Consider the following 16,754-nt stretch of genomic DNA (forward strand, 5'->3'; position numbering starts at 1 on the left):
AGCACCGCTTGAATGAACTAGAATCAAATGACTTCAGCATATTAGGTTCGGCAATGCGCTATTACTTTCGCTATTTCACTCTTTTGCTCAGCCTGATGTTGACGCCTTTGGTCAGCGCCACGCAAGTTTTAAAAGTGTTGGCCTGGGATGGATATGCCGATGCAGATTTAATTCAGGAGTTCGAGCAACGCCATCAAACAAAGGTAGTATTAACGCTTGTCTACTCCGATGACGAGCTCTGGAGTAAGGTCACCGAGGCCACCAATGGTGGCTACGATTTAATCGCAGTCAACACCGCCGAGTTGCAGCGATATATCCAAAAAGGTCTGGTGCGAGCAATTAATACCGAAAAAATTGCCAACCTCTCACTGCAGCTTCCGCGTTTTCAACGGCGGGAAGCCATTCCCGGGTTGATTAAAAATGAACAAACGTTTGCCATTCCCTATACCTATTCTGAAATGGGGCTTATTTACAACCGCAAATTAATCGAGCGCCCGCCCGAAAGCATCAATACATTGTGGGACTCAGCTTACGCAGGCAAAGTACTGGCATTTAATACCAGCAATCACAATTTCACCCTGGCCGCACTCGGGCTGGGCATGGAAAATCCTTTCAATCAATCGCCCGAACAATTACAGCAATCTGCGCGTCGCCTCGTTGAATTGCGCCGCAATATACTGACCGTTTATACATCGCCACAAGAAGCGGTTAAATTATTCAAGACCCACGAAATAGCACTGATCTACGCTAACTATGGCAGCCAACAATTAAAAGCCCTGTTGGATGCTGGCGCGGATGTAGGTTACGCAATGCCAAAAGATGGCACCCTCGCCTGGTTAGACTGCTGGGCTATAGGTGAACATGCAGGGCCTCTTGCGGAACAGTGGATTAATTTTATGCTGGAAGAAAAAGCCAGCCGCCGTTTAACCAATGCACAAGGGCTAGCCAATACCACACAGGAATCCGCCACCCATAACGCAGAAAAGATCATCTGGCTTGCACCTATTGAAAACGCAGATGCACGTGTCAGCTTGTGGGAGCAAATTATTTCCGGCGATGTCATGGAGCGGTTCTAATGATGGGATCAAGGATTGTTATTAAGCTCACTATCTTAATTGGATTGCTCAGTATTTTAAGCGCCGGGATCAGCGTATATTTCACTTACACCCACAGCCGGGCGCTGCTCATTCAGTCAGCCAAAGATAAGTTGGCCACTGCAACCCAAGTCCTCGCCAATCGCTACTCGTTTTTTATTACCGACATCACTAAAGATTTATTATTTATCGCCCAGCTTCCGGCAGTTGAGGAAATCGCTTCCAGTAAATCACCGCAGACTTCACTGCAGCGCAAAAGATTAGCCTTTGCGCTATCCGGTTTTCTTCGCTCACATGAAGAGTACAATCAGGTGCGGCTGATTGGCGCGCAAGACTTCGGCCGCGAATTAGTGCGTGTGGATAAAGCACACAACACAGTTCATGTTGTGGATGGCATAGCACTACAAGAAAAAGCGCACTTCTCCTACGTTTACAACACTCTATTACTCAAACCCGGTGAAATATTTGTATCGCGAATTCGCTTAAACAAAGAGCGCGGTTTATTGGACGGTTACGGAAAGCCCAGTGTTATTGTCGCCACTCCGGTGTATACCGCCAATAGCACCGTATTTGGCATTATTGTGATAAATGTCGACCTCGAAAAAATGTTTGCCCTGATTGAAACTGACATTCCCGAGGGCATTGATGTAATTGCCACCAATGCAACTGGCGATTACATTTTACATCCTGATCCGGAAAAAACCTTTGGCTTTGACAAGGGAGAGCAAATACTAATCCAAGATGATATAGCTATTACACAACGTATTTTTTCCGGTGAATACTCCAGTATTGTGAGTGAAATTCCAGACTTGCGCTCAGCCGACAAACGCGCCGTCATTTCACTCACTAAAGTTCCTTTTGCGACCCAATCAGATGAGAAATATATCGTTCTGGGTTTAATCAGCAATCTTGATTCGGTGCTGGATGATAGCCGTCAGCTAGGCATTACCAGCCTGAAAATTTCACTTGCGTTCGGTACTGTATTTGTTCTGCTATCGCTCATCCTTGCGCGCAAAATTACGACTCCGCTACAACGCATGGCAACCACCTTTGCACGCTTTAAACAGGGTGACCCGGTACCCGAGCTGAGCCTTAATCGCAATGACGAACTCGGCCTGCTTGCGCGCAATTTTTCAATTATGGCGAAAAAGTTAAACGCGCAACTTCTCGAACTTAATACCCAGCGCCAGTATTTACATAAAGTCGCACATCACGATTCACTGACCGGATTGCCTAATCGCATTTTGCTGGAAGACCGGATTGAACAAGCATTAATCAGCGCGCGGCGCGATAAAGCGGAAATCGCCGTTATGCTGGTGGACTTGGATGAATTCAAACCAGTAAACGACAAGTATGGCCATGATATTGGCGATAAACTTTTGCAAGAGTGTGCGGCGCGCATGTTAACCTGCATCCGCGAGACCGATACAGTAGCCCGCTACGGCGGCGATGAATTTATGATTATCATTTCTGCGCGGGATTTAATGCTGCGTGGCATGAGCGCTCGCCATGTGAGCCGACAAGTCGCCGATAAAATTCGTACCGCACTCAGCCAACCTTTTAAAATTGAAAACTTTGTTTTGAGTATTTCCTGCAGTATTGGCATCTCGCTTTATCCGCAAGAGGGCGAAGATAAAAACACGCTCATCAAACACGCAGATCTGGCCATGTACTATGCAAAATCAGCCGGACGAAATAACGTTAAACTTTACACTGATCTTCAAATCGACTAGGAACAGATAAGACTATGATTGATGCACACTGGGCGCTTAAGCTACTGACCTGGCTTGAAGTGAGTTTTATTTTATTAGTTGGCGGCATACTTTTAGCGATAGTTATTATGTATATCACTGACATTAGCCAAAACACTCATACTATTCGCAAAAACTATCCGGTTATCGGGCGGTTTCGCTATTTTTTTGAACATCTCGGTGAGTTTTTCCGTCAGTATTTTTTTGCCAATGACCGCGAAGAAATGCCCTTCAATCGCGCTGACCGCGCCTGGGTTTACCGCGCAGCTAAAGATGTAGATAGCAATATTGGTTTTGGTTCCACGCTCAACTCAAACGAACCTGGCACGCTGATTTTTTTAAACTCGCCCTTTCCAATTATGGAGAGCGATGCGCTCATGCCCTCACCGGTTACGCTCGGGCCTTTTTGCAAAACGCCTTACACTACCCACTCCATTTTCAATATTTCTGCGATGAGCTACGGTGCTATTTCCAGCCCTGCGATCAAAGCCTTATCGCGAGGCGCAGCCAAAGCGGGCTGTTGGTTAAACACCGGCGAAGGAGGCTTATCGCCATACCATCTTGAAGGCAATTGCGATTTGGTATTTCAAATTGGTACAGCAAAATACGGCGTGCGGGATTTAGAAGGCAATTTGAGTGATGCGAAATTAATTGAACTCGCCGCAAAACCACAAATCAAAATGTTTGAAATAAAACTGAGCCAAGGTGCCAAACCCGGCAAAGGTGGCATATTGCCCGCTGAAAAAGTATCTGCCGAAGTGGCATTGATTCGCGGAATTGCTGAAGGTGTCGCATCGATTAGTCCCAATGGTCACACAGATATTCGCTCGGTCAATGACCTGCTGAAGATGATCAACCATATCCGCAATGTCACCGGCAAACCCGTTGGGTTTAAAGCCGTACTCGGCGAGAGGAATTGGTTAATTGATCTGATCAACGAAATTCGTGTGCAAGGTATTGAAGCCGCACCAGACTTTATTACACTCGATAGCGCCGACGGCGGCAGCGGTGCTGCGCCACAACCTTTAATGGATCATGTGGGCTTACCGATTAAAGAAAGCCTGCCTTGGGTAACAGCGCTGTTGACGGAAGCGGGTCTGAAGGAACGAATTAAAATTATCGTTGCAGGTAAACTCGTCACCCCGCATATGGTTGCATGGGCGCTCGCGAGCGGTGCTGATTTTGTCAACAGCGCACGCGGCTTTATGTTTGCATTAGGCTGCATTCAAGCGATGCAATGTCATAAAAATACTTGCCCTACTGGTATTACCACTCACAATAGCAAGTTACAAAAAGGCTTGGACCCAACCAATAAAGCGGAACGTGTTGCAGCCTACCAATACAACATCACTAAAAGCGTGGCGATCATTGCGCACTCTTGCGGCGCAGCAGAACCGCGTCAATTGCGAAGCGAGCACATTCATATAGTCAACACCAATGGTTTCTCGGTACCGCTGGATGCGATCAACCCGCAACCATTGATTTTCACAGCTGCGGACTCACATCTCTCTGGCAGCGAATCTCTGACAAAAAATTAATTTTGTAATTAATCCCATTAAAGTTGTGAGGAAAAAATGCATTACTTGAAATCACTGATTGGCTTGATGCTCGTTTGTGCAATTACCGCCCATGCGCAATCACCTTTGAATGTTGTATCCAAACCCACAGCTAGCGCGCAGCCAAAAGCGCCGGTGATTAGCGATTTAGGTTGGATGGACAAAAGTAAGATGGATAAAGAGCTAACGGCGTTAAATGAGTTAACCCAAACCAAACTCGGCTCACCTATTCGCACTGACCTTAGCGATTTAGCCACAATGCAAAGGCTAATCGACAAAGAGCTAGTTGCACAAAATGATTACAGCACACAGCAGGCAATGGGAGTGGCGCTGGGAAATTTAATCCTGGCCGATTTCCCTAATACATTTGAGTGGAAAGTCTATGAAGATGAAATTGGCCGCAGCCGTGCACTGTGCGTCAAAAAAACCAGTGAATGCCTGTTTCCGATAACTATGCTATCGCGCCGCATGGAAGTTGGCAGCAAACCGGATGTCAAAAAAATTCACAACGATGCAATTTTACTTATGGAGCAACACCTTCCAAAACTGCCATACGATGGCGGTATTATGTACAGACTTAAGCGCAACTAATCGCATCACCCTCTCAATACCGTCACATCAAGGGCGCTCGCCCTTGATGTGAAAAAAATTGAGCTTCCTGTCGATTTCATAACATTTGATTCGACTAAACACAGCATTTGCCATCATGCTAACCCCTAAATACTTACTGACATCTATCAGTAATGCAATTGGGTATAGTTCATTTAGTATTAGTTTACTTATCGCGGAAGCTCATGTATGTCTGACTACTCAACTCACCCAACCGCATCGCGCATTTCATCCCAAGAATTTACGATCTTGATTGCGTTATTAATGTCAATCGTCGCCATGTCGATAGATGCACTGCTTCCTGCGCTGGGATTTATTAGTCGCGATATTCCCCTCGCCCACAGCAATCAAGCTCAGTACATTATCAGCGCATTATTTCTGGGGATGGCGCTTGGCCAATTGGTCTGCGGCCCATTGTCGGATGCGACCGGACGCAAAAAAATTCTCTATGCCGGAATCCTGTTATTTTTTTGCGGCAGCGTAATGTGCTTCTTTGCACAGGACATGAATACCCTACTTATCGGGCGTTTTATTCAAGGCTTGGGAGTCGCCGGGCCATATGTGTCAGCTATTTCAATTGTGCGCGATAAATATGCGGGCAATGAGATGGCGCGCATCATGTCGCTGGTGATGATGATTTTTATTATGGTGCCTGCCCTCGCCCCCAGTATCGGCCAAGCAGTTTTGCTGGTGAGTTCATGGCGCTATATTTTTGTACTTTATATTGTGTATGCACTCATCATTGGTGTGTGGATTTTTTTGCGGCTGGAAGAAACCCTACCCCAAGAGTATCGCATCCCCTTTAGTACCCGCGGGTTTATCGATGGTTTTAAGGAAGTAATCAGCAATTACACCACCATGTGTTACACCCTGTGTATGGGTTTATTTTTTGGCAGTTTTCTCGGCTATCTCAATTCATCACAACAAATTTTTCAGGATTTATTTCAAACCGGAAAATTGTTCACACTCTATTTTGGTGTATTAGCGTTGGTGTTTGGCGCGGCATCGCTAGTTAATGCGCGTTTTGTCCAAAAATGGGGAATGGATTATTTATGTACCCGCGCGGTATTGGGCATCATTATTAGCTCCGCTATTTTTCTCGCACTGCAGATGATACTCCCCGCCAATCTCTGGCTATTTATGATATACGCCTCAGTACTGTTTTTCTGTTTTGGTTTGGTGTTTGGCAATGTCAACGCTATGGCGATGGAACCCATGGGGCATGTTGCCGGAATCGCATCAGCCATTATCGGCGCAACCTCATCGATTATGTCGATGCTGATCGGCACTGGAATTGGCCAAATGTATAACGGCACCTTGATACCTGTCACCAGCGGTTTTTTAGTGTTGGCGACGTTGTCCTTGGTGATTTTGCAGCTGGCGCGCAACAAAAAAGCACAGCAAAACGAACCACTAATGGATTAAATAATATGAATAAGACCTTTCGCCATATACAGAAAGGTCTGCTTTTTGCACGGCGACCGAACAAAAAGTCACTGGCATACTGCCCAGCAACTGCGTAGTATGCGCGCCGACACCCTTAAGGTCAGTGTCGCCATCCTCTGTTGTCGAACACCTCAGCGTGTTTGCACATCTCAGCTCGCCAGACCTTGCCCGCCACGCGGGAGGCCGAGCAACAGGAAAACATTATGTCATTTGAAACTCTCGGTCTTCGGGCCGATATTCTGCGTGCTATTGCCGATCAGGGTTACAGCACCCCTACTCCTATTCAGTTACAAGCCATCCCTGCCGTTTTAAAAGGCGGTGATATTCTTGCTGGTGCCCAGACAGGAACCGGTAAAACAGCCGGTTTTACTCTGCCGCTGCTAGAAAAATTGAGCGCAGCACCCGCAACGCAAACAGGTGGCCGTCGCCCGGTGCGCGCGCTTATTTTGACTCCAACTCGTGAACTTGCTGCACAAGTATTTGAAAGCGTGCGCGATTACGGCAAATACCTGCCATTGCGCTCAACTGTGGTTTTCGGTGGCGTGAGTATTAATCCGCAAATGATGAAATTGCGCGGTGGTGTCGATATTCTGGTCGCTACACCAGGTCGTCTGCTCGATTTAGTTAATCAAAACGCCGTGAGTCTGCGTCAAGTTGAAGTGCTGGTTTTGGATGAAGCCGACCGCATGTTGGACATGGGCTTTATTCACGACATCAAAAAAGTTTTGGCGCTGCTGCCAAAACAACGCCAGAACCTGCTGTTCTCGGCTACTTTTTCTGATGAAATTAAAGCGCTCGCCGATAAGTTATTAGACCAGCCAACACTGATTGAAGTAGCGCGCCGCAATACGGCGTCCGAGCGTGTGACCCAACGGGTTCACCCGGTTGATCGCAATCGCAAGCGCGAACTGTTATCGCATCTGATTAATCAGGGCGATTGGCAACAAGTGTTAATTTTTACCCGCACCAAACATGGCGCAAATAAATTAACCGAACAATTACAAGATGATGGCATCAGCGCTGCTGCGATTCACGGCAATAAAAGCCAAGGCGCGCGCACCAAAGCGCTGGAAGATTTTAAACGCGGAGCGATTCGCGCACTGGTTGCAACCGATATTGCCGCGCGCGGAATTGATATCGACCAATTGCCACACGTGGTCAATTATGAATTGCCCAACGTCCCGGAAGATTATGTGCATCGCATCGGCCGTACCGGTCGCGCTGACTCAGAAGGCATTGCGGTTTCACTAGTCTGTATCGATGAGATTAAATTCTTACGCGATATCGAAAAACTGATCAAACGCGATATCGAAAAAGAAGTCATCGCCGGTTATGAACCCGATCCCAATGTAAAACCTGAACCCATTGTGTTGGGTCGCCGCATGACAATTGGTGCCGGCGCTGGCAAAAATGGCGGTGGAAGATCTGCTGCGAAAAAACCCGCTTTAGGGCAAAAACCTAAAAACGGTAATGGCAAAACCCAACAGAAAGACGGCGCGCCACGCAAACCTCACACAGGCGCTAAACCGCAAGGCAATGGCAATCGTGCAAACGCAGGTAAACCACAGCAAGCTCGTCGCCCTCAGGCTGCAAACTAATTATTAATTAGTAAACCTGAAATAAAGCCCGAAATAAAAAATCCCCGTAAGGGGATTTTTATTTGCCAAGACTGCAAACCAACTTCGATAGCCAGTATTAACAGTTCTTGTCGGACACTTCCTCACAAGCATCCTCAATGCCATCCTTAGCTTCATCGGCCGCGTCGTCCAGTGTATCGCGGGTTTCATCAAGCGCTTTATCAACATTTTCGCCCAGCTTTTCTGCAGCTCCATCATTGGAATCACAAGCAGCCAAGGGTGCAACTAACAAAGCGATGATAAATACACGTTGAAGTAAATTCATAAAAAACTCCTTATCCATTAGTGGTGGTGACAAGGATACTAATGCGGGTTATGTGCCAATTGTGCCAAACGCCCTGTTGGCAAGGGGGTTAGTGCCGCAACAGAATTCATAGCGAGGAAATAACGCTAATAAATTGCAATATTTACAAACAGAAATTCAAAAAAATACAAATAGCCATACCAATATTGCAGCGGGATCTATTAAACATTTAGCGCCGCCTCCAATTGTGCAAGCGACACAGGTTTTAACAAGCTGTTTGAAATGCCCGCTTCTACCGCGCGCAAGTTATCAACTGACTCACCGCTCGCAATTAGAATACGTATCGCTGGATAACGCTGATGAATTTTTGCAGCGCAAGCGTAACCATTCATATCCGGCAGATTTAAGTCCAGTAACGCAACATGCGGGATTTTTTGCTGCAGCGCTTGCAATGCGGCTTCTGCACTTTGCACACCTATCACCTGCCAACCCATTAAACTTAATAACCCTTCCATCGCTGCCAGCGCATCTGCATCGTCCTCTACAACCAAAATCGATTTTGGTAAAAGCTCCGCATCTAAACGCGCTGTGTGTTTAACAGGTAAATAAGTGGCGAGGCATTTATATAACCGCGTTTGATCGAGCGGCTTACCTAAGTACGCGGTAAACCCCGAGGCATAACACTGATCCATATCCCCCTTCATATGGGCTGCCGTCAGAGCGACCAATGGTTGGGAATAGCCTTCGCGGCGTAATTGTTGCGCTGCTTGATGTCCATCCAAAATGGGCATATGAATGTCCATCAAGATCAAATCAAAATGTTTGCCCAATAATTTATCGGCACTTACGATACGCACCGCTTCTGCGCCATCGCGGGCATAAACCACTTCAACACCGGTTAACTGTACAAAGTGTCCGATCAACATCCGAATGTCTCGTAAATCATCCACCACCAACACTCGTCCGCTAAAACGGGGAATTGCAACTTGATGATCAGGTGCCACATCCATATTTAATTGCAAAACTTCAGTCTCAACACCTTCAATTGGACCTGGGTCTAAAGTAAAACTAAATTCACTGCCTTTGCCCACTTCACTATCAACTTGAATGTGTCCACCCAAGCGCTCAATCAATTGTTTACTTATAGTCAACCCCAAACCAGTACCTGCACGCGGATGGACTTGCGCATTTTTCGATTGCACAAAAGGCTCAAAAATTACCGCGAGCGTTTCAGAACAAATACCTATGCCGGAATCTTTAATACAAAAGCGCAATTTATTTTTTTCATTTTCATAACACCAATCGATTTTTAATAGCACCTCACCCTCATGGGTAAATTTAATCGCATTACCCATTAAATTGAGCAAAATTTGCCGCAACCGCATGGGGTCAGTGTAAATAGTCACCGGTAATGGCTGGGGCGCTTCTACGCGCAATTTGAGGTTTTTATCGATGGCTGCGCCCTGCATCAGAAAATAAATATCCGTCAAAAAAGCGGATAATGAAACGGATTGCGCCTCTAACTCCAACTTACCTGCTTCAATTTTTGAGAGATCAAGAATGTCGTTGAGCAAACCCAATAAATGTTTTCCGTTGCGGTGAATTATGCGCAAATGTGCTGCGCTCTCAGTGTCAGAGCTTTTATTTAATAAGAGCTCGGTAAACCCTAGAATCGCCGATAAAGGGGTGCGCAACTCATGGCTTAAATGCGCTAGAAATTCACTTTTTAAACGGTTCTCTGCCTCAGCCTTTAAACGCTCTACCCGCTCCCGCTCCACTTCGCGCCGCGCCAATGCATAGCGTATCGAACGCGCTAATTGCTCCGCACTAAGATGAGACTTCACCAAATAATCGACGGCACCTGCACGCAATGCCTGCCGATCAACCTCAATTTGGTGCATTCCAGTAAGCAATATTATGGGGCCAGAGAATCCAACCTCATTGGCAAAGGTCAACAACTCAATGCCATCGCGCGCGCCCAGTTTATAATCCATCAGACAAAGATCGTGGCGATTTTCACGCAGCAGTAACTGCCCTGCTTCATAGGTAGGCGCCCAATCAAACGTACAGGTTTGACTAATTTCTGCTATTAAATCTTTAACAAGAAAAAAATCATCTTCATCGTCATCGATAATTAACAGTTTTACATTTTGCATATGACTGCCGCCTCGCCTGTAGAGCTTGCTATTCGTAGGGCAACTCTACAAACTCTACCCAATATTTACCCAGGGTTCGCATTAGCTCAACCAGCGCATCAAAGGTGACAGGTTTGGTGATATAAGAAGCGGCGCCAAGATCGTAGCCTTTAAACATATCCTCCTCCGCTTTGGAGGTTGTTAAAATGACTACCGGAATACGCCGCAATCGCGGGTCAGATTTAATTTCTGCCAATGCTTCCCGGCCATCCATTTTGGGCATATTTAAATCGAGCAGAATTAAACCTGGCATAGGGTGAAGTGTGCGATCAGCGAACTCATCATCACCGCGTAAATACCGCAACAACTGCACACCATCTTCAACAAAATGCAGTTCATTAAGCACACGGCTTTCATGCATTGCATCCTGTGCTAATAAGCGATCATCAGCATCATCATCCGCCATCAAAATGACCAGTGTTTTTTTGGGGATATTCATATCTACATCCTTTGTGAAATTCAGTTGTAATAACGGCAATAAAATAGATTGTTACTATTCATCCATTAGTAAATCTGCCAATGACTCCATAGCTACCTGTGTCATTGGCAGATGAATAATAAATACAGCACCCTCACCCGGCGCACTCTGTGCGGTAATAGTTCCACCATGGCGCTCAATAATTTTTTTGCACAAAGCCAAACCTATACCTGTGCCTGAATACTCATCCCGCCCATGCAGGCGCTGAAATAAACTAAATACACGCTCGGCATATTGCACCTCAAAACCAATCCCCTGGTCGGCAAAACGCAAACAGCACCATAAACGCTCGTCGTCGGCTAAGGGTGAAGCAAGATTTATTTCACAAGTTACCGTAATAATTGGCCGTGCACCCGGCGCATGAAACTTCAAACTGTTGGAAATTAAATTCATAAACACTTGCGCAATTTGTGAGCCATCTACATCCAGGGTTGGCAAAGGATCCATATGTAACTGAGCTCCCGACTCTTCTATTGCATAATCAAGATCACCCATTACCTCATGCATGATTTTATTTAAATCAATTTTTTCGAAGGGACGCTGTTTGGTAGTCACACGCGAAAAACTCAATAAATCATCAATCAAAACCGACATGCGACCTGACGCAGCCTGCATGCGCCCCACGTAATCCGCCCCACATTCTCCCAACTCCGCCGAGAATTTTTGCTGCAGCCGATCACCAAATGCGCGAATTTTTCGCAAGGGCTCTTGTAAATCATGGGATGCCACAAAAGCAAATTCTTCGAGCTCACGATTGCTACGCTGTAACTCTTCAGAGTATTGTAATAATACTTGTGTGCGCGCACTTACTTTGTCTTCCAGTTCGGCATTAGCGTTTGCCAATTCATCATTAAGCAATGCCACTTTTGACGCATTGCGATACCACAGAAAAAAAACGCCTAGCGACAATGCCAAGCCAATACCATTCGCCAGCAATAAAGTAACAATAATGAATTCACGATTTTTAGCCGCACTCGCTTTGCTTTTTCCTAACAAAGCAAATTCCTCATGCTCCATTTCTTTAATCATTTGAGATATTGCGCGCATCAGCTCAATACCTTCATCGGTTTTAACCTGTCGTATAGCAGAGAGAATTTTATCGCGGTCGGTTAAGGCTACGATTCGCTGCATTTCATGAATTTTATCGCGAACATGCTTGTAAAGAGTTTTAAAGCGCTCTTTTTGCACCGGTAACTCAGTAGAAGACTCGCTCAGTTTATGCAACAACTCATCGATAGAGCCCAGGGTTTGATGATAGGGCTCCAGGTATTCGGGATCGGTTGTCAGCAAATAACCGCGCTGACTTGATTCAGCAGCGGCAAGCTCTCTATGCAAATCTTTGATCAAGTTAATGGTTTGCAAGGTGTTATTAATACTGACATTGTTTGCGGTAATCACATCAATAGCGCGATAAGCCAGTACAGCACTGACTGAAAAGAAAGTGATCGCAGCCACTAGTGCCATCACCCAAATAGAGCGGGGAATTTTACTCAACGTATTTGAATTCATTTTGCTTGCTTCCGAACAGTTTTTTGGCGGCTATTCATCCGTTTCTATACCATTGAGCAAAGGGGAATTTTTTACCTCATCTAAAATTTGACTGCCTCGTTTACACTCAACCAAAATAGTCTCAAAGATACTAATCGCTTTGTGTAAATCGCCCGTGCGCTGCAGGGTTAGTTTTCCCAACTCAGCATTAATGGAGATTGTATTAAGTGGATTGCGCAAGTCATGAATAAACTGATTTTTGTTCATCGCCAGCACCTGTTCTCATTATCATTAAAGCTCTTTATGATTAAAACTCTGCCTCACCATATGCATTTAAACGGTTGTAAAGCGTTTTTAGGCTAATACCTAAAATATCTGCTGCTTGTTTTTTATCACCGTCAAAATGCTCCAGTGTTGACTCAATCAGCTCACGCTCCACCTCTTCAACTGTTTTTCCAACTCGAATACCTGCCGTTGTATGAGCCTGTGTTTTAGAGAAAGGGGATGATAGCTTTTCAGGTAAAACTAATATTTTTTTACTCTGATCCGCCATAATATACGCACGATGAATGGCATGGCGCAGCTCTCGCACATTACCTGGCCAATCGTAATCTATTAAACGCCGCAGAGATTCGTCACTAATGCCTATTTCGCCATTATATTCATGATTAAAATTCGCCAGAAAATATCTCACCAATAAAGGAATATCTTCTTTGCGAGAGCGCAACGGAGGAATATGAATAGGAAAAACGGCCAAGCGGAAATACAAATCCTCCCGCAAACAACCTTGTTGGGCTATATCCTGCTCTGCACGATTGGTCGCTGAAATCACGCGACAATTGATATCCACCGTACTGATAGCACCAACACGGGTAATTTTTTTCACCTCTAATGCGCGCAACAAATTTGGTTGAAGATCGACCGGCATTTCAGTTACTTCATCCAAAAATAATGTCCCTTTACTGGCCTGCTCGAACACACCAATTTTACGCTGTACAGCACCAGTAAAGGCCCCCTTTTCATGTCCAAACAATTCACTTCCAATCAGTTCCCGAGAAAATGCACCGCAATTGGTGGCAACAAAATCACCCTCTACATTACTTGCGTAATGAATCGCTGCCGCCACCATCTCTTTACCTACCCCACTTTCACCCAACAACATAATATTTGCTTTTGTTGTAGCTACACGTGAGATCATTTCGTACAAATGCTGCATAGGTGCAGATTCACCTACCAAATAGTTGAAATGCAATTCGCCCGATGGATTGCGAAGAGAAGGAGTTATTTTTTCATCGAAAAGAGATTTGAGTTGCTGCAGATCAATCGGCTTGATGAGATAGCCAATATTTGCCCCGTAGAGATTTTTGACAATTGATTTGATAGATGGATGACCGGTAATCAAGGTAATTTTTGTTTTACTATTCGCCGGTATACCTTCCAACAGATGTAGCCCACTACCATCGGGCAAAATAAGATCCAAAATAACATGAGTAAATTGATGGTTAGACATCAATTTACGTGCTGCCGCAACAGTATCTGCGGCCGTTACACTGTGCCCTAACAGTTGCAGTAATTGTACAGTTGCTTCCAAAAAGCGATTATCATCGTCAACCAATAAAACATCAGCCACAAGTAAACTCCTCTCATTAGCTAGTCGGCATCCAAGCTCATTCTAGCATCAGCAGGATATTAAAAATCAGCACCAATTAATAACTTCGCGATGAAAATCACCTTTACATTTAATTACGGTGTGGCGCCTGAGGAAGGAGAAATGGCATTAGAGAAGGCAATAATACTGTGCGCAACAAGCGTATCATCAACCCTTGTCGCACAAGCAGAAACGGGGCGACCGCTCCAAACACAAACGGTGCAAATATAAATGTTGCCAGAAATGAACCTGATCCGCTGGTTTTCAACCTGTGACCGTACTGGTGTAACAAAACAGATCTCTGCAACACTAAACAATCATTTTTCTGTTGAATGTCTTTCATTAAATTCATTATTGATACTCCGCATAAAACTGGAAATTTGATCACGAGTATAGGGCAGTGTCATACGCTTGCGATATTGAACAAATAACCAACGGCATGAAATTAACAATAGAATTTGCAATAAAAATACAGCTAACAGACTCAACCCAACATGTGCACTCAGGGCAAAAACAAACCATGCGATTAATCCGGAAAAAGCACACCAACTCAATAGGATAATCGGCATCATTAGTAGCCACAGCATGATTAGTTTTGGAAAACTTTTAACTGCCAGCAACAGTTCGGCACCAGCTAGATCCATCAAATCAATTGCAAACTTACTAAACTGCTTACCCAATAACAGAGTTTGCTCTAAATCATCCACCCATTGCGGCTGAGCATTTTGATTTGAACCCTCCTCTTGGGGCGCTTGCGCCCCAAGAGGAGTTTCATTAATGTCATGGTTATTCATGACTTATCCTTAGTGGCGGCGTTGTAACAAATGCGAAACCAGCCAGCCAGCGGCAAAAGCAACACCAACAGTAACCAGTGGTCGCGCTCTCACTACTTCTTCGGCTTTCTCTTCCAATTCGATTGCGCGAGCCTTACCTTCATTGAGGCGGACTTTTGCATTAGCAGCCGTTGCATTACCAATAGAGCCAACTGCATCGTAGATACTGGAAGTAGCCTCTTTAAATTGCGAGACAGCTTCTGCCATAGTGATGTCATTCAATTTTTCATCGACCGTATTTTTAACAGATGTTTGAGTAGCCATGGATATTACCTCTTAAGTTGTTGAAAAATAATTGCCTTAGTGTTGCAACAATACTAAAGGCGACGTCTACCGAAAATTAAAGAAAGAACAAATAACACAAGGAAAACAAAAAATAATATTTGTGCTATTCCGGTTGCCGCACCAGCAATACCGCCAAACCCTAAAAGACCGGCAATAATTGCAACGACAAAAAAGACCAACGCGTAATAAAGCATAATACTCTCCTTTTAAGGCTCATAAATTAACCTTCAATGTATTACCTTCAAGTAGCGTGCCAAACAGCACCAAAACACACTATTAGCGGTATTTTCGGCAATTAAAGTTATTATCAACCACAATAATTGCATTATTTTTTGCAAATCTTGCATTAATTGGAAAACTTTACATAAAAGGAACATCATTAATTCCCCCTACACAATCATCATCCAATTATTAGTACTTAATAAAATAAAAACCCTCCGCATAACGCTCCAGCTCACAATAACGTGAAAAAAAATTACACTGCAATGTAAACCTTTCAAAAAACAATAATATTTCTATTGAAAGCACGAACCAATAATCGTTTTATTTTTTAAAAAATATTTAGTAGCAGCAATCACTTAGCTATCAAATTTTGTTTTTGGCACAAAAAAAGCAAGAGACTGACTATGCGATTCATTGTGAACGCATCAATTCCACAACTTTTTTATTGCAAACACTATTCAAAGGAGCACACCATGAAAAGTTCATTATTGAATTCAACCATTATATCTGTTGGCACTATCGCCTTAATCACCTCAATGTCGGTAGCAGCAGATAACAGTACCACCAATAGCAATAATGGTTATACCGAGAAAAGGACAGCCGCTGAATTCTGGGCGGACTTTAAACAGGACAGCAAACAAACCTGGAAAGATAGTAAGTCGGCGTTTAAAGATGGCTGGATTGAAAGCAAATTGGAAACGGCATTAATCCTTAACAAACATTTAAATCCATTTGAAATTGATATTAGCGTGGACAATAACACCGCGACACTGGAGGGCGAGGTAAGCTCAGATATCGAAAAGGAACTTGCTGAAAATATTGCGTTAGGTGTTGAAGGTATTGATTCGGTGAGCAACAAGATCAGCGTAAATAGCAAGCCAACAAAAACCGCTAACGCCGCGCCATCCAAAAGTCGTAACTTTTCTCAATATGTGGACGATGTTACGACAACCGCAGCCATCAAAACCGAGTTACTAGCATCCAAGAATGTGAAGGGGCTCAATATCGATGTAGACACATTGAACGATAAGGTAACTCTATCAGGTAAGGTTTCATCTGCCGAAGAGAAAGCCCTAGCTCAAGCCATTGCAGCCAAACATGATGGAGTGAAAGGCGTTATCAACAATCTGCAGGTTAAGTCCTAAAAGGAGCGAGACTAGCAGAGTTGGGTAGTCACTGCGGGGGGACAACCCCGCAGCCTCATTTAGCTTACTAAACTCTTTAAATTCAAAGACTTAATCGCCTATTGACGCAGTAGCCCCCTAACC

Annotated in this window: 16 protein-coding genes; 7 read left to right on the top strand and 9 right to left on the bottom strand. The window is 44.6% G+C overall.

Annotated elements, in window-relative coordinates:
• Positions 1–8 precede the first annotated feature (8 nt).
• The 6 genes from AWU77_RS18545 to rhlE all read left to right on the top strand — a co-directional run bounded on the left by AWU77_RS18545 (position 9) and on the right by rhlE (position 8,054).
• Complete coding sequence (locus AWU77_RS18545) at positions 9–1,076, top strand: extracellular solute-binding protein (RefSeq protein ID WP_202966676.1); 1,068 nt, start codon at positions 9–11, stop codon at positions 1,074–1,076.
• The gene (locus AWU77_RS18550) at positions 1,076–2,827 is read left to right on the top strand and encodes a diguanylate cyclase domain-containing protein (protein WP_062067086.1); all 1,752 of its coding nucleotides are present in this window, start codon (positions 1,076–1,078) and stop codon (positions 2,825–2,827) included. The genes AWU77_RS18545 and AWU77_RS18550 overlap by 1 nt, the downstream gene beginning before the upstream one ends.
• 14 nt (positions 2,828–2,841) lie before the next feature.
• Complete coding sequence (locus AWU77_RS18555; RefSeq protein WP_062067089.1) at positions 2,842–4,383, top strand: FMN-binding glutamate synthase family protein; 1,542 nt, start codon at positions 2,842–2,844, stop codon at positions 4,381–4,383.
• 36 nt (positions 4,384–4,419) lie between these two features.
• Positions 4,420–4,992, top strand: a complete 573-nt coding sequence (locus AWU77_RS18560) for a DUF3806 domain-containing protein (RefSeq protein WP_062067092.1) — start codon at positions 4,420–4,422, stop codon at positions 4,990–4,992.
• Between the two features lie 207 nt (positions 4,993–5,199).
• Complete coding sequence (locus AWU77_RS18565; RefSeq protein ID WP_062067094.1) at positions 5,200–6,435, top strand: multidrug effflux MFS transporter; 1,236 nt, start codon at positions 5,200–5,202, stop codon at positions 6,433–6,435.
• Between the two features lie 224 nt (positions 6,436–6,659).
• Positions 6,660–8,054 carry an ATP-dependent RNA helicase RhlE gene (gene rhlE, locus AWU77_RS18570; RefSeq protein WP_062067097.1) on the top strand — a complete coding sequence of 465 codons (1,395 nt, stop codon included), beginning with the start codon at positions 6,660–6,662 and terminating at the stop codon, positions 8,052–8,054.
• Between the two features lie 97 nt (positions 8,055–8,151).
• Here the strand turns inward: rhlE and AWU77_RS18575 are convergent, their stop codons facing one another.
• The 9 genes from AWU77_RS18575 to AWU77_RS20210 all read right to left on the bottom strand — a co-directional run bounded on the left by AWU77_RS18575 (position 8,152) and on the right by AWU77_RS20210 (position 15,458).
• Complete coding sequence (locus AWU77_RS18575) at positions 8,152–8,358, bottom strand: hypothetical protein (protein ID WP_062067100.1); 207 nt, start codon at positions 8,356–8,358, stop codon at positions 8,152–8,154.
• A gap of 200 nt (positions 8,359–8,558) precedes the next feature.
• Complete coding sequence (locus tag AWU77_RS18580; RefSeq protein WP_062067103.1) at positions 8,559–10,493, bottom strand: response regulator; 1,935 nt, start codon at positions 10,491–10,493, stop codon at positions 8,559–8,561.
• 28 nt (positions 10,494–10,521) lie between these two features.
• Positions 10,522–10,971, bottom strand: coding sequence for a response regulator (locus tag AWU77_RS18585; protein ID WP_062067106.1), 450 nt, complete (start codon positions 10,969–10,971; stop codon positions 10,522–10,524).
• 54 nt (positions 10,972–11,025) lie between these two features.
• Positions 11,026–12,519 (bottom strand): CHASE3 domain-containing protein, encoded by a 1,494-nt coding sequence (locus AWU77_RS18590; RefSeq protein ID WP_062067109.1) that lies wholly within the window; start codon positions 12,517–12,519, stop codon positions 11,026–11,028.
• Between the two features lie 30 nt (positions 12,520–12,549).
• On the bottom strand, positions 12,550–12,765 hold the full coding sequence (locus AWU77_RS18595) for a histidine kinase dimerization/phospho-acceptor domain-containing protein (protein ID WP_062067112.1): 216 nt from the start codon (positions 12,763–12,765) through the stop codon (positions 12,550–12,552).
• 40 nt (positions 12,766–12,805) lie between these two features.
• Positions 12,806–14,128 carry a sigma-54 dependent transcriptional regulator gene (locus AWU77_RS18600; RefSeq protein ID WP_062067114.1) on the bottom strand — a complete coding sequence of 441 codons (1,323 nt, stop codon included), beginning with the start codon at positions 14,126–14,128 and terminating at the stop codon, positions 12,806–12,808.
• Between the two features lie 335 nt (positions 14,129–14,463).
• Positions 14,464–14,940, bottom strand: coding sequence for a hypothetical protein (locus tag AWU77_RS18605; protein ID WP_062067117.1), 477 nt, complete (start codon positions 14,938–14,940; stop codon positions 14,464–14,466).
• Between the two features lie 9 nt (positions 14,941–14,949).
• Positions 14,950–15,243, bottom strand: coding sequence for a hypothetical protein (locus AWU77_RS18610; protein ID WP_238582526.1), 294 nt, complete (start codon positions 15,241–15,243; stop codon positions 14,950–14,952).
• Positions 15,244–15,296: 53 nt separating this feature from the next.
• A complete protein-coding gene (locus AWU77_RS20210) occupies positions 15,297–15,458 on the bottom strand; it encodes a DUF1328 domain-containing protein (protein ID WP_084618550.1) in 162 nt (53 codons plus the stop codon).
• Positions 15,459–15,959: 501 nt separating this feature from the next.
• On the opposite strand from AWU77_RS20210, the gene AWU77_RS18615 reads away from it, so the two are divergent.
• Positions 15,960–16,631: a BON domain-containing protein gene (locus AWU77_RS18615; RefSeq protein ID WP_062067121.1), complete on the top strand. Its 672-nt coding sequence runs from the start codon at positions 15,960–15,962 to the stop codon at positions 16,629–16,631.
• The last annotated feature ends 123 nt before the right edge of the window (positions 16,632–16,754 follow it).

The sequence above is a fragment of the Cellvibrio sp. OA-2007 genome, assembly GCF_000953825.1.
Lineage (GTDB): Bacteria > Pseudomonadota > Gammaproteobacteria > Pseudomonadales > Cellvibrionaceae > Cellvibrio.